The organism is Pseudomonas khorasanensis (genome assembly GCF_014268505.2).
GTDB classification, from domain to species: Bacteria; Pseudomonadota; Gammaproteobacteria; order Pseudomonadales; family Pseudomonadaceae; genus Aquipseudomonas; species Aquipseudomonas khorasanensis.
Map to the genome: position 1 here is coordinate 189,336 of NZ_JABWQP020000005.1, position 13,390 is coordinate 202,725.

Consider the following 13,390-nt stretch of genomic DNA (forward strand, 5'->3'; position numbering starts at 1 on the left):
ATAAACCTTGCCCGTCATGATCAACGTGCCTCATCCCTCCGCCCACACGCGCCTGCCCATGGGCCTGCCGGACAGTTTTTTCGACCGCGACGCCCAAGTGCTGGCACAGGCGCTGCTGGGCAAAGTCATTCGGCATCGTGTCGGCGACCTGTGGCTGAGCGCGCGAATCATCGAGACCGAAGCGTATTACTGCGCGGAAAAAGGCAGCCATTCTTCACTTGGCTATACAGAAAAACGTAAGGCTTTGTTTCTGGATGGCGGGCACATCTATATGTACTACGCCCGTGGCGGCGATTCCCTGAACTTAAGCGCACAAGGACCGGGCAACGCGGTGCTGATCAAATCGGCTTATCCGTGGGTTGATGAAATCAGCGGACCGGCCAGTCTGGCGCAGATGCTCCTGAACAATCCGGATGCCCAGGGCCGGCCACGTCCGACGCAAAAGCTCTGCGCTGGTCAAACGTTACTGTGCAAGGCGCTGGGTTTGAAAGTACCGATGTGGGACGCCAAGCGCTTCGACCATGAAATGTTGCTGGTCGAGGATACCGGACCGGCGCCCACGCACGTCATTCAAACCACCCGGCTGGGTATTCCGCTGGGCCGGGACGAGCACCTGATGTATCGCTTCGTGGATGCCGCGTATGCGCAGTGGTGCACGCGGAACCCGCTGCGACGGGGTCAGGTCGAAGGCCGGGATTATTTTTTGCTTCCCGGAGCTAATGCCGAACCCGCAAATAACTGATGTCCCCCTGTGGGAGCGAGCCTGCTCGCGAAGGGGGTGTGCCAGCCAACGCTTCTATCGTCTGACACAGCGCATTTGCGAGCAGGCTCGCTCTCACAGGTGAGCAGTCAACCGCGGCACAATCAATTAAAGAACGAATGGAGTTTTTCTGTATGGGCCCATGGCTCGATAGCGTCACCGGATGGCTGAGCGCCAATCCACAGTGGCTGGCCGCCGCGGTTTTCATTGTCGCGTGCGTGGAGTGCCTGGCAATTGCCGGCCTGATCGTGCCGGGCACCGTGTTGCTGTTCACCGTGGCGGTGCTGGCCGGCAGCGGCGCACTGTCATTGAGCGAAACACTGCTGCTGGGTTTTCTCGGTGGCATCCTCGGCGACTTGATTTCGTATTTTCTGGGCCGGCACTTCCACCAGAACATCCGTCGCCTGCCCGGCCTGCGCCATCACCCGGAATGGATGGCCGGCGCCGAGTCGTATTTCCAGCGCTATGGCATCGCCAGCCTGCTGGTCGGGCGCTTCATCGGCCCGCTGCGCCCCATGCTGCCGATGGTTGCCGGTATGTGCGACATGCCCTTCCCGCGTTTCTTCGCCGTCAGTCTGTTGGCCGCTGCCGGCTGGAGCCTGGCCTATCTGCTGCCGGGCTGGGCGACCGGTGCGGCGTTCCGCCTGCCGTTGCCCGAGGGTTTCTGGCTGCAGGCCGGGATTGTCGCCGCCAGCATCGCCGTGATGGTTGGTCTGAGCGTTAACAGCAGCCTGCGTCGCCATCGCCGCGCGACGATCTGGATCAGCAGCATGAGCCTGTTGATTCTGATCGGCCTGTTTATCGGCTATCCGTACCTGACCGCGCTCGACAATGGCGTGATGACGCTGGTCCAGGAGCATCGCCAGCCGACGCTGGACGAAATTGCCGTGACGCTGACCCTGATCGGCGAGTTCCGCAACATGCTGCTGTTCAGCGCCCTGCTCGTCATTCTGCTGTTGCTGTGCAAACAGTGGCGCCAGGCGACGTTCGCCGGCGCGACGTTGCTGGTCACCTCACTGGCCAACACAGGGACCAAATACTTTTTCGCCCGGGTGCGGCCGGAGGTGCTCAGCGATCCGCTGACCACCTACAGCATGCCAAGCGGCCACGCTTCCGGCGCGTTTGCCTTGTTCCTGACGCTCGGCGTACTGGCCGGTCGTGGACAGCCGCCGCGCATGCGACTGACCTGGCTGCTCATTGCCTGCATCCCGGCGATGGCGATCGCGTTGTCACGGGTTTACCTGGGGGCACACTGGCCGACCGACATCCTGGCCGGGGCGATGCTCGCGATTTGCGTCTGTGCCGCCATGCTGTGGCTGAGCCAGCGACAGACGTCGCTCAACCCGATGCCGTTCAAGATCTGGTGGCTGGTTTTGCCGTCGATGGTGGCATTGTTCGGGTTCTTCGTGCTGCGCCACCTGCCCCACACGCTGTTGCGTTACGCCTACTAAAACCAGCAGCTTACAAGCACTATTTATGATGCGCCGCCATTTAGGAATATTCCGACAATAGCGGCGCTAATTGCCTATACCTGATTACTCCATCCTGGTTAACTTTCCTGGTTAACCACCAGACAATTCTCCGCTCGAAACAAATACAAAACTGCCGTTACACAATCAATCCTCATTCGGGACAACAGAGCCTTACTTGTAGATCAAAACCCGTTAGATTGATTTACCCAAGTTGCAGTTTCATCGCCACCTTAGTTCTCCTCGGGATGAATACTGCAACTTCCGACCTGATGTTTTCATCTATTATTTTCGAGTAATCAATGAGCCCCAAACTACCTCGCAAGCCGACGGTGCCAACTTCGCATATACCCGACGCGCCCGCATCCCCGCCCCATCGACTTGACGGCACTCACCCCGAACTCTCAAGGCCTGGCTTCGACGAAGGAACAACACCGGGCAGCACTGTTGGCCGGCAGATGCCCACTGACCATTCACCGGCACCCGCCGTTGAAATTTTCCCGATACCGTTGCGCAGCGCCGTTGACCCGCTGCCCTCTGCTGCAGCGAATGACTACTGGATGTCAGACGCGTTTTTGCGCGGCATGAAGCCGGCGGACGCTGACGGGTTCCGCTGGATTGTGGGCAGACGGTTTGTCGACGTCGAATTTGCAAGCGCCTTGAAAACCACCCACGTCGGCCAGGATGAGTCCGGCGCCTGGCGCAGCAAACGGTTGACCGAGCGTGTCCCCTCCGGCCCGCGCCTGTATAGAAATGCGGACAGCCCGACCTGGCGCCTGACCGAGCGACCGGCGCCAAAACGCCCCGTCCTGACCGCAAGCGAACAGCCCGGCGGCGCTCCCGCCGCCAAGCGTTCACGCCCGAGCCCGGTGGACATGCCCATCGATCAAAGCCGTTACAGCGCTTCGTGGCGCTCGCCGGATATTCAGGGCTACTACGAAATGAAGCCATCTGCCGGATCGAACGATGCCGACACGCAATATGCTTTCAGAGACGCCTACGGCAATCTGATGCGGGTCGAGCCCCCTGTGGGCGGATTCGACGCACAACCCACCCACCTCAAGCAATGGACCGACCATCAAATCTGGCAGTTGTATGGTTTACAGGGGCAGGACATCACGCGCTTTCGTATAGAAGCCCAAACCACCGGCAAACCACCGCGATGGGCCGAACCGATGAGCACGGGAAACCCGGTCACTGACCTGCTGCGTGACTCCTTGCGTTGGCTGCACCCGACCATGACCTTGAAGGAGCGCGAGACTTTTCTGCAATCCTGCAACCTGCTGCCCAGCCAACTGACGCGCCTGCAACAGGACATGCAGAACGACCTGGCGATCCCGGCATGGACGCAAGCACACAAGCGCCTGCTCGAAGACGTTGACAATCCGCATCGCCTCGAACAGTTCGCCAGCGACGCGATCGAGCAGCTCAACCTCAAGCGCAATGCTCGTCACGACTGGTACTACGCCGAGAACAGCCTGACCCCTGAAGTCCGCGAAGCGCTGTTGAAAAGGCTTGGTTATTTGCGCAACAAGAACAATTGCCTGTACCGCACCGATGTTCCCGCACTGTTTCGCGGTGACGAGCGCACACCGTTCGAACTGGCAAACGACGGTGCCATGCTGCCCCGCTACCACCACGAACCAGGCGCGACCACGCACAAGCCCCTCAGCGCAACCTTCAGCCTCAATGAAGGCCAGATGTACGCACGCTCACCCGATCCCGAATACCTGCGTTTCAACAGCCAGACCCATAAACATCCGGGACGCGACGCGGGTGACAGCGACTCGGACAGTGGCGCCAGCGACACCAGCGATTCGTCGAGCACTTCGTCCTCTGAATGGTCCGAGCCGCAAAGCCCCGTGGCGTGGGACAAAGAGCGCGGTTATGAATCCATACGCACGCAACAGACTGAAATGTTCATGTACGCCCTGGACACCCGCAACCTGGAAGTCGTCCCTCGCGAAGAAAACGTGATGTTCAACGCCGCGGCGCAGCACACTCCGCCGACCTGGTTCCCCGACGATGACTTCGAGGGGCTTGTCTCAGTCACCCGCAGTGGACTCCCTGCCGACCGCATCTGGCTGCTGAACAGCGCCCTGACCAAAGGCGCCAGAGTGTCGGACATCAAGGAAATGGCGGGGGCCAATGCTGAACGCATCGAAGCGGCCACCCATGCCGGCAAGGCCAACAAAATCGAATACGACCAACTGATCGACAAGGTTGAGGCGGCGGCCCGGCCTATCCTCGGACTCTCGGGTAACAAGGACGAGTTCGCGCATGACATCGTCTGGCCCTGAAACACGCAGGTCTAACAAAGAATTCCGGATAGAAAACCGGCTTTTTCTTACACACTCTTAAAGGATTAAGACGTGGCAACACTCATCACACCGTCCTCGCACATTGCCGTCGCAGGCCCGATTCAGGTTACACCCATCGAAACTTCCGCCAATGCTCACGCGCCGTCGGCGGGCAGGCTCGATCAGGTGGCTGCGCCAGCCTTGCCCAGCGGGATTGACGCCTCCGACCGGCAGACCTTGAAATCGCTCGACAAGCGCTTTGGCCCGTTGCGCATTGGCGAAGTCATGGCCACTCGCGTCGCGCTGCAGGCATTGGGCGCAAGGGTGAACGGTCAGCCCATAAGCCCGGCGGATACCAACACGAAAATCCCGAACCAGGCTTTCCTGGATGGGCTGAGTTTCGAATCGACGAAAGTGGAGTCGCGCCTGCAGTCCGTCGATGTCCCGGACAGCGCCGTGGCGGCCATGCTGTTCTATGAAATCGTCTGCAAGCGCTCCGTGGATGCCGGGCCGCTGTTCGTCAGCGACAAGCCGATCGATGCCGGCAGCCCCATCGACCGTCTCAACAAACTGGGCAAAGCCGCGCAGAAGCTGGATATCCATCGCGTCGATTCTTTCGAGAACGCACCGAGCTGGGTCAACAAGCACAAAAGCTATTTGATGAGTGGCGCCGGGGTCGGGCTGCAAGCCTTCGGCATCTACAGCGGTTACGTGGGCATGATCGATGCCATCAAGAAAGGCGCGAAGCTGGAAGCGGTGTTTCAGGGCGGATCCATTGCCGCCGAACTGGGTTCGTTGATCATCGAGCAGGGCCTGACCAGGACCGGGCAGGCGATGCTCACCCAGGGTGGCCACCTCTTCAAGACTTTTCCACTGACCTCGACGGGCAAATACATGAGCCGGGGAGCCGGGCTGTTCGCCAGCGCGATCACCCTGCCATTCGACGTTATCGACGCGGTCAAATCGTTCAACGCTGCCGCTGCCTCGTCAGGCAAAGTGGCTCAGGATCATTACGTCAGCGGCGCTCTGAGCGTAGCGGGCGCCGGCATCAGCCTCGTGCTCGGCGTCGCGGCACTGGCTGGCTTCGGCAGTGTTGCCGGACCTGTCGGCCTCGCCGCAGCGGCAGTGCTGATCGCCGGCTCGATGATTTATCAGGCCGCCCGCGTCGTTGATGACATCGACGATTACATCGAGCTGACTGCACTTGAACGACTGCGTTCGGGCTGGTTCGCCTTTACCGCCCAGGAGCTCGACGAGCAAGTGATGGATCGCTTCAAGCTCTCCAAAGGTTATCGCGATCACGAAAAACGGCTGGAGCTGACGGCCAGAGAAATGCTTGAAGGCGCCTACAAAAACTCCATTGAACACGTGGTCAACGGCGCCTTTGACACGCAATTGCAGTCCGTGAAACTGTGGCGCTATCAGTGGGACGAAAGCGCAGGAGAGAAGCCGTTCAAGCTCGACCGTCAGGCAGTCATCGTCGACGCAGACGATGTGCTCGATGCAAGCGAAGGGCTGCCAGCGCATCTCAAAGGCACGGTCAGCGGTAGCGCCGGCGAGGGCAAAGGGGTTTTCTGGCGCCTTGGCGGCGGGGATGACCACGTCATCGGGGTCAAGGCACAGCCTAATTTGTTCACCTATCGCGACGGCCACAAAGCGCTGACCGGCGGCGACCATAACGATGCTTTTTACCACGAAGTCACCGCCCTGGAACTGGATCGCTCGGCCAAACCGGCGCACATCAACGTCCTGGATGGCGGCGCCGGCACCGACACCGTGGCCTTTGAAGGCCGTCGCCCGGAGACCGACACTCGCCATGTCGGCCATGACATCGATTTGCAGTCCGGAAAAATTGCATTGCGAACCCTCGATCCGGCCGCTCAAGGCATCGAAGTTGCGCACCTGACCTCGTTTGAAAACGCCTCGACTTTGCGCAAGGGCAGCAGCCGTGTCACCGGCTCAGCCGAGGCCAACAAAATTTTCGCCAATGGTGACGACCGCATCAGCGCCGGAGGCGGCAACGACACCATCGCGATCTTCGGCGCCGGATGCCATGTGGAGGGCGGCGTTGGCGACGATCGCTACTTCATCTCCCGGACCAATACCCACACGACGATTATCGAAGAAGGTGAACACTCAAGCGTGGTCGAGTTTGACTGGCCAAGGGCTGTCATCCAGCGCTGGCAGATCATCGGCACATCGCTGGTGGTCACCTCGCTGCGCGGCGAGGACGGCCGCGACCCTGACCATGAATTGTTCCTCGAACATGTCTACGAAATGGTCGATGGCCAGCGCCAGCTGAAAACAAACACCCAATGGCTGTTTCGGACCCAGGACGGGTTTGAAATGCTGGCCCTGCTACCCAATAAGCCAGGTGAAGTCTGGGATCAGGACATTGAGGTCGCCGTGACCGTCAATGGTCAACCGGCACCTGCTCCGGCGATCGTCAATGACGGCAGCGTGACAATCGACAGTCAGGCGTTGCATCGGCATTTCGTTGCACGCAGCGCGCGCAGGGTCGAATTCATGACCACACGCGATGTCACTGCCACGTCCCGCACCGTGTTTCTGGACTTCAAGGACAGCGAAATTATCGACGCGGTGGCCAGCTATGACGTTGAAGTACGTGCAGGCGTCTCGGGCAATACGCACCTGATCTACAAGAATATTTGCCTGACGATCCTGCTGCCGTCCCAAGCGGTTATGTTCAAGGGGGCCATTCAGACCATCGCGCAGGCCACAGGCTACAGTGGCCGTAACAGTCTGAAAGTCACCACCCCGTTCGTGGCGCAAGACATCACGCTGATCCTGCAGGATGAAGTTTCGTACCGCCTGCAAGTGCCAAATCTGGACTACAGACACGACGCCGGACATCCCGGTACACGGCGGATCAGCACCCGCAGCTGGCTGAAACGACGCAATGGAAGCTACTTGTTTACCCGGCCCCTGGTGAGTGAGAAACCGACGTTGACTGCGCACGCGAGCAAAGTGGTCATTGAGTCACGGACGCACACCGGTATCTATCTGCTTGAAGGCGAGAGTGCGACTTACGATGTCTACCTGTCGAGCAATTGCATCGTGCGCCTGGCCACGCCAGTGGCGGCGGCCAAAACAGGCAACGCATCAACCTGGAATCTGTACACCGAGACGATGACCGAGACCGTCACACGCGACGACATCCAACTGGACGCCGATCGCCTGCGAATTGCCAGCGTGACGGTCGAACTGCCGCTTATCGAGGATGACACGCCAGTGGAATGCGTCAGCGTGGTGACGTCAGCCGGAAACATCTATGAGGTCTCACTGCTGTTTGAAGTGTTGCAGCTGTATGTCATCGACGCCCGGGGCTATGCCAGCGTCGCAGCAATGCTGGCCGACATTGCCCAACACAAACAGCGCAACGAGCTGGCTGTACTTATTTACGTAAACCATATCAGTCACAACTCCGGTACCGCTGGCACGGTGATCTACAATCCGACGAGTAACGATTGGAGCGTGAGCACCGATGCGCAGGTGAAGATCAACCCCGAAGACCTGACACTTCCCATCGAGAAAACCTGACCATGTTTTGCCGGCCTTGACAAAGTGCCAGCGGGATTTGCTTCCCCGCCGGCACTCAGTCAACCCGGTGTAACAGGCAGAACAGGACGAAACCAAGGACAAATCAAATAAAACGCCATTCATTGAATGGCGCTTTTTTATCAAACAAAGGCTGTACGCTACTTGACCACCTTGATCACGAATTTTGCAGGCTTGTTTCTAAAGGCGTTGTGCCCTGTTTTATTCGGATCTACATTCATAAACGTGCTCACGCCACTGTAACTGTAAGGATACACAGGTTTACCGTTCGGTTCCGTGCTCAACCCGACATAAGCAGGACCAGCCTCAATATCACTGAGGGAAGCCTTCAAGGCCCCATACGTACTTATTGAAAAGTATTGTACGGCGGCACTGGTACTGGCCAACAGATTATGAGTCTCCTCTTCAATAAATAGTCGCGCACCGTCAAACTCGCCAGCATGGACAAGGCTGATTGAGTAGACGTCATTATGAGGGACGAACTTCAACACCAGCGGTTTATCGTCTTCATGGCCTGCCAATGTGATGGAACTTGATATGCGTTGATCTGCCAGTCCGACCTCGGCATCCAGTTGTTCGCCCTGTGTGATCCGAAGATCGAGCAGGACCTTCTGCAGACGTTGTTGGTTGAGGACCACTGGCCGACCACCGAGATAGAGATGCGCAGTAAATGTTCTCTTGTTTATTTTTGTAGTAGTCATCAGATTGGCACCTGTAAACAGCCCGCCGCCGATATATTGCAACGGCGGGCAGCGCGGAAAAGGGAAGAGATCAAACGGCGGCCGTGGCTAACACAGTCGTGGCTTTAGCCGATTTGCGGAAAACTTCTCCGTCAGGCACCTTTTCAAATTTTCTTTTACGCCGGGCTATCACCATCCGGTCCGCATAGACTGAAGCAGCCTCTATTACATTACTGATATTATGATCCACCCCGGAATGTTTCAAAATATACTTCCCGGCGATATCATCCCAAAACGCCCACTCGTCTTCATATACAGTCATGATTCATCCTTGTTTTTATTCAATCCATCCGCACCTTGCGAACAACTTGAAAATAAGACAACGACCAAACCAAAACAATGCTGGCAAGCACGCCAAGTTAATTCAGGGTGCAACTAGGCAAACAGTTCGCCCTGCAGTTCATCCAGCAACGCCTGAATCGCATCCAGGCGTTGTTGCGGATCATCGAGTTGCAGCAGGTCGATCTTGTCTTCTTCAGCGAAGGGCAAGAGGTAGGCCAGTTGATTGGCCAACGACTGTTGCCCCGCAGCCTCGGTGCCCATGTCGAGCGCTTCGACCATCGGGTGTTCGGCCAGCGCCTTGAGCAGCGCCACCAAATCCGCATCTTCGTCCTGCAACGGTTGTTCGGGCTCGTCGTCGAGCCACTCGACGTCGGCCAGAATCAACTGATCGCGTTGCACTTCGGTGCGCAACACAGTGAAGCGGCGCCCGCCCTGGACGCGAATGCCGAGCAGGCCGTTGTCCTGCTGCTGAAAATCGGTGATTCGCGCTTCGCAACCGACCATGGCGAAACCTTCTGGCGCGACGCCGACTTCGCTGCCTTCAAGAATGCACACCACCCCGAAGCCGACGCCCTGTTTCATGCAGCGGCCAATCATGTCGAGGTAGCGCGCCTCGAAGATCTGCAAATCGAGATTGCAGCCAGGAAACAGCACCGTATTGAGCGGGAAAAGCGGCAGACTCATAGACATTCCTTACACCACCATCGACACCGCCAACGGCAGGAACACCGCCGTGGCCACACCCATCAGACTCATCGCCAGCGCGGCGAAAGCGCCGCACTCATCGTTTTCCTGCATCGCCACCGCTGTGCCGACCGCGTGAGCGGTCATGCCCAACGCCATGCCGCGCGCCTCGGGGCCGTGCACTCCTAGACGGGTCAGCAATGCCGGGCCGAAGATCGCGCCGATAACGCCGGTGATCAGCACAAACACGGCCGCCAGTGCAGCCACACCGCCAATCTGCTCAGCGACCAGCATGGCGATCGGCGAGGTCACCGACTTCGGCGCCATGGTCATCAGAATCATGTGATCGGCGCCGAACCACCAGCCCAGCGCTACGCCCATGCCCGTCGCCACCACCCCGCCTATCACCAGCGTAGTAAATATCGGCCAGAACAATTGGCGAATACGTCGCAGATTCAGATACAACGGCACCGCCAGCGCCACCGTTGCCGGCCCCAGCAGAATGCTGAGGATCTCGGTGCTCTTGCGGTATTCCGCATACGTCAGGCCGCAGCCGACGAGCACGCCGATCACCAGCAACATGGAGACCAGCACCGGTTGCAGAAAGATCCAGCGGGTTTTCTCGAACGCCGCCAGCACCAGTTGATACGCGCCCAGGGTAATGCCGATGCCGAACAGCGGATGGTGAATCACCGACGCCCACGCGCCTTGCCAGTCGAAGAGCATCAGGACTCCTCCGCCGGCGGCGCGTGACGCTTGACCAGACGCTGCATCAGCACGCCGGCAAAGGCCATCGACAGGATCAGCGACACCACCAGCGCGCCGACAATCGCCCAGAAATCGGCGGCGATGGCCGTCGCGTAAACCATCACCCCCACCGCGGGTGGCACCAGCAGCAACGGCAGATAACGCAGCAGACTACTCGCCGCCTGGTTCAAAGGCTCGCCGACTTCACCGCGAACAATCAGGAAAACCAGCAACAGCAGCAGACCGATGATCGGCCCCGGCAATATCGGCAGCAACAGGTGATTGAGCGCCGTGCCGAGCAACTGAAACAGCACCAGCATGGTCAGGCCACGTAACAACATCTGACATCTCCGTCTTACTTTTCAACCCGCAAGTCGCCCGCATTATAAGCATGCCGGCGCTATGGACCGGCATTCGCCAAAAGCATGGTCGGTTGACCTGAGCAAATCGCCATGATGATCTACAGTGGTTCGCAGGCCGGTCAAATCCGCCCCCTGAAAAACTATAAAACAGATGAACCCAAGGAGAGTCTCAATGCCCTATGTTCCCGTTGCAGAGCTCAAAGATTATGTCGGCAAGGAACTCGGACGTTCCGATTGGCTCACCATCGATCAGGCGCGCATCAACCTGTTCGCCGAAGCCACCGGCGATTTTCAGTTCATCCATGTCGATCCGGTCAAAGCCGCGCAAACGCCTTTTGGCAGCACCATTGCCCATGGTTTTCTGTCGTTGTCGCTGATGCCGAAACTGATGGAAGACATCCTGGTTTTGCCGGAAGGCGTGAAGATGGTCGTCAATTATGGCCTGGACAGCGTGCGTTTCATCCAGCCGGTGAAGGTCGATTCGAAGGTCCGCCTTAAGGTCGACATGGTCGAAGTGACCGAGAAAAAACCCGGCCAGTGGTTGCTCAAGGCGACCGCAACGCTTGAGATAGAGGGCTCGGACAAACCGGCCTATATCGCCGAGCCTTTGTCGCTCTGTTTCGTCTGATCGTTCCGGATGCGAAGCAGCGCACGCTGTTTCGCGTCAAGTCTCTATATATGCGACGCATAGCTGCGGCATACTCGGTCGGCTAATTGCCCGGATCCCGCTATGCGCTCAATCGCTCGACTTGCACCATTTGTCCTGACCCTGATGCTCACCGCTTGCGGCGACGGCGAATCGCTGTTGCCGCCGGATGCGCGCCTGCCGGACGGCGGACGCTATCGCGGTGAATTGGTCGATGGCTTGCTGCAAGGCCACGGGCGGGTCGACTACCCCAACGGCAGCTGGTACGCCGGGCAGTTCGACAAGGGGCAGTGGCATGGGCAAGGCGAATGGCACGGCAGCAACGGCGAGGTCTATCGCGGGCAGTTCCAGCAAGGCTTGTTTGACGGCCAGGGCAGCCTGACCACCAGCGCCAGCAGTTACACCGGCGGTTTCAAACAAGGCCGGCGCGACGGCGAAGGCACGCTGAAAGAAAACGGCATGACCTATCGCGGCGAGTTCAAGGCTGACCAGTACGCAGGGCTTGGCCGTCTTGAGATGGACGACGGCAGTTCCTATCAGGGCCAGTTCGCCCACGGCAAACCCAATGGCGAAGGACAGCGCGGCGATGCCAGCGGCAATACGTTCAGCGGCCATTTCGTGAACGGTCAACTGGAAGGCAACGGCACCTACAACAGCGCTGACGGCGATATCTACGTCGGCGGCTTCAAGAACAATCAATTGCACGGCAAGGGCCGCTACGAAAACGCTGACGGCGACGTCTGGCTTGGCCAGTTCAAGGAAGGCGCGCTGACCGGCAAGGGCGAGCTGATCGGCGCCGACGGCAGCCATTACATCGGTGTATTCAATGATTGGCGGTTCACCGGTCAGGGCCGTTTGAACCTCTCAGATGGCAGCTTTTACATTGGCGGCTTCGACAACGACAGCTATTCCGGGCGCGGCACCCTGGTGCTGACCGATGGCAGCGTGCTCAGCGGCACCTGGATCAACGGCCAGCGTGTGCGCGACGCCGACGGCAAGTTACTGCCTGACACACTGGAGCTCGGTTTGCTCGCTCAGGGCCGGTTGCTCGACGACGCGTTGGCGGCGATCCCCGCCTCAACCCCGGCCGTCGAGCTGTATACACTGACCCTCGGTGGCGATGGCAAGCAGAGCGTATTCCTGCGCGAGTCCGACTACGTCGCCAACATGCTCAACACGCGCTTCGGCGCCTTCGGCCAGATTCGTCTGGTCAACCACCGCGACCACCTCGGCGACCGGCCGATGGCCACCCGCGAAAACCTGCGCCGCGCCGCCCAAGCCCTCGCCGAACGCAGCGGCCCGGAAGACCTGTTGTTCATTTACCTCACCAGCCACGGCACCGCCGAACACGAACTGGTGCTCGATCAGCCACGCATGGAACTGGCCGACCTGCCGGCCGACGAGCTCGCCGCCGTGCTCGCGCCGCTGAAGCATCGCGACAAGATCATCGTGATTTCCTCGTGCTATTCCGGCGGATTCATCCCGGCCCTGAAAGACGAACGCACGCTGGTCATGACCGCCTCGCGTGCGGACCGGGTGTCGTTCGGGTGTTCGGAAGAAGCCAACTTCACCTACTTCGGCGACGCGCTCTTCGCGCAGGCGCTGAACCAGACCGACGACCTTGAGCAAGCCTTCAAACTGGCCAAAGCCACGGTTGCCGAACGTGAACTGGCAGACGGCTTCGAAGCCTCGGAACCACAGATCTGGGCGCCGAAAACCGTGCTGTCGCACTGGCAATTGCTGCGTAAACAGCAAGCGCGAAAAGCATTGCAAAGCGCTGCGTTGAACGACGGCGCGTCAAAGAGCAACTAAGCTGGACAG

Annotated in this window: 11 protein-coding genes; 6 read left to right on the forward strand and 5 right to left on the reverse strand. The window is 59.1% G+C overall.

Going from position 1 to position 13,390, the window contains the following annotated elements:
- Positions 1-16 precede the first annotated feature (16 nt).
- From HU727_RS14115 to HU727_RS14130, 4 genes are all read left to right on the forward strand, one after another.
- The gene (locus tag HU727_RS14115; protein ID WP_186532513.1) at positions 17-742 is read left to right on the forward strand and encodes a DNA-3-methyladenine glycosylase; all 726 of its coding nucleotides are present in this window, start codon (positions 17-19) and stop codon (positions 740-742) included.
- A 152-nt stretch (positions 743-894) separates the two neighbouring features.
- Positions 895-2,211, forward strand: a complete 1,317-nt coding sequence (locus tag HU727_RS14120; protein ID WP_186532362.1) for a bifunctional DedA family/phosphatase PAP2 family protein — start codon at positions 895-897, stop codon at positions 2,209-2,211.
- A 578-nt stretch (positions 2,212-2,789) separates the two neighbouring features.
- Positions 2,790-4,529, forward strand: a complete 1,740-nt coding sequence (locus tag HU727_RS14125) for a hypothetical protein (protein ID WP_225919838.1) — start codon at positions 2,790-2,792, stop codon at positions 4,527-4,529.
- A 72-nt stretch (positions 4,530-4,601) separates the two neighbouring features.
- Positions 4,602-8,090 (forward strand): calcium-binding protein, encoded by a 3,489-nt coding sequence (locus tag HU727_RS14130; protein ID WP_367617012.1) that lies wholly within the window; start codon positions 4,602-4,604, stop codon positions 8,088-8,090.
- 158 nt (positions 8,091-8,248) lie between these two features.
- Here HU727_RS14130 and HU727_RS14135 read toward each other — a convergent pair whose 3' ends face one another.
- From HU727_RS14135 to HU727_RS14155, 5 genes are all read right to left on the reverse strand, one after another.
- Positions 8,249-8,809, reverse strand: a complete 561-nt coding sequence (locus HU727_RS14135; protein WP_186532360.1) for a hypothetical protein — start codon at positions 8,807-8,809, stop codon at positions 8,249-8,251.
- A gap of 70 nt (positions 8,810-8,879) precedes the next feature.
- Positions 8,880-9,110 carry a hypothetical protein gene (locus tag HU727_RS14140; protein ID WP_186532518.1) on the reverse strand — a complete coding sequence of 77 codons (231 nt, stop codon included), beginning with the start codon at positions 9,108-9,110 and terminating at the stop codon, positions 8,880-8,882.
- Between the two features lie 113 nt (positions 9,111-9,223).
- Positions 9,224-9,814 (reverse strand): LON peptidase substrate-binding domain-containing protein, encoded by a 591-nt coding sequence (locus HU727_RS14145; protein WP_186532359.1) that lies wholly within the window; start codon positions 9,812-9,814, stop codon positions 9,224-9,226.
- Between the two features lie 9 nt (positions 9,815-9,823).
- The gene (locus HU727_RS14150; protein ID WP_186532358.1) at positions 9,824-10,540 is read right to left on the reverse strand and encodes an LrgB family protein; all 717 of its coding nucleotides are present in this window, start codon (positions 10,538-10,540) and stop codon (positions 9,824-9,826) included.
- Positions 10,540-10,902, reverse strand: a complete 363-nt coding sequence (locus HU727_RS14155) for a CidA/LrgA family protein (RefSeq protein WP_186532357.1) — start codon at positions 10,900-10,902, stop codon at positions 10,540-10,542. Before HU727_RS14155 ends, HU727_RS14150 begins: the two co-directional genes overlap by 1 nt.
- A gap of 193 nt (positions 10,903-11,095) precedes the next feature.
- On the opposite strand from HU727_RS14155, the gene HU727_RS14160 reads away from it, so the two are divergent.
- Positions 11,096-11,551 (forward strand): MaoC family dehydratase, encoded by a 456-nt coding sequence (locus tag HU727_RS14160; protein WP_186532356.1) that lies wholly within the window; start codon positions 11,096-11,098, stop codon positions 11,549-11,551.
- A gap of 102 nt (positions 11,552-11,653) precedes the next feature.
- A complete protein-coding gene (locus HU727_RS14165; protein ID WP_186532355.1) occupies positions 11,654-13,381 on the forward strand; it encodes a C13 family peptidase in 1,728 nt (575 codons plus the stop codon).
- The last annotated feature ends 9 nt before the right edge of the window (positions 13,382-13,390 follow it).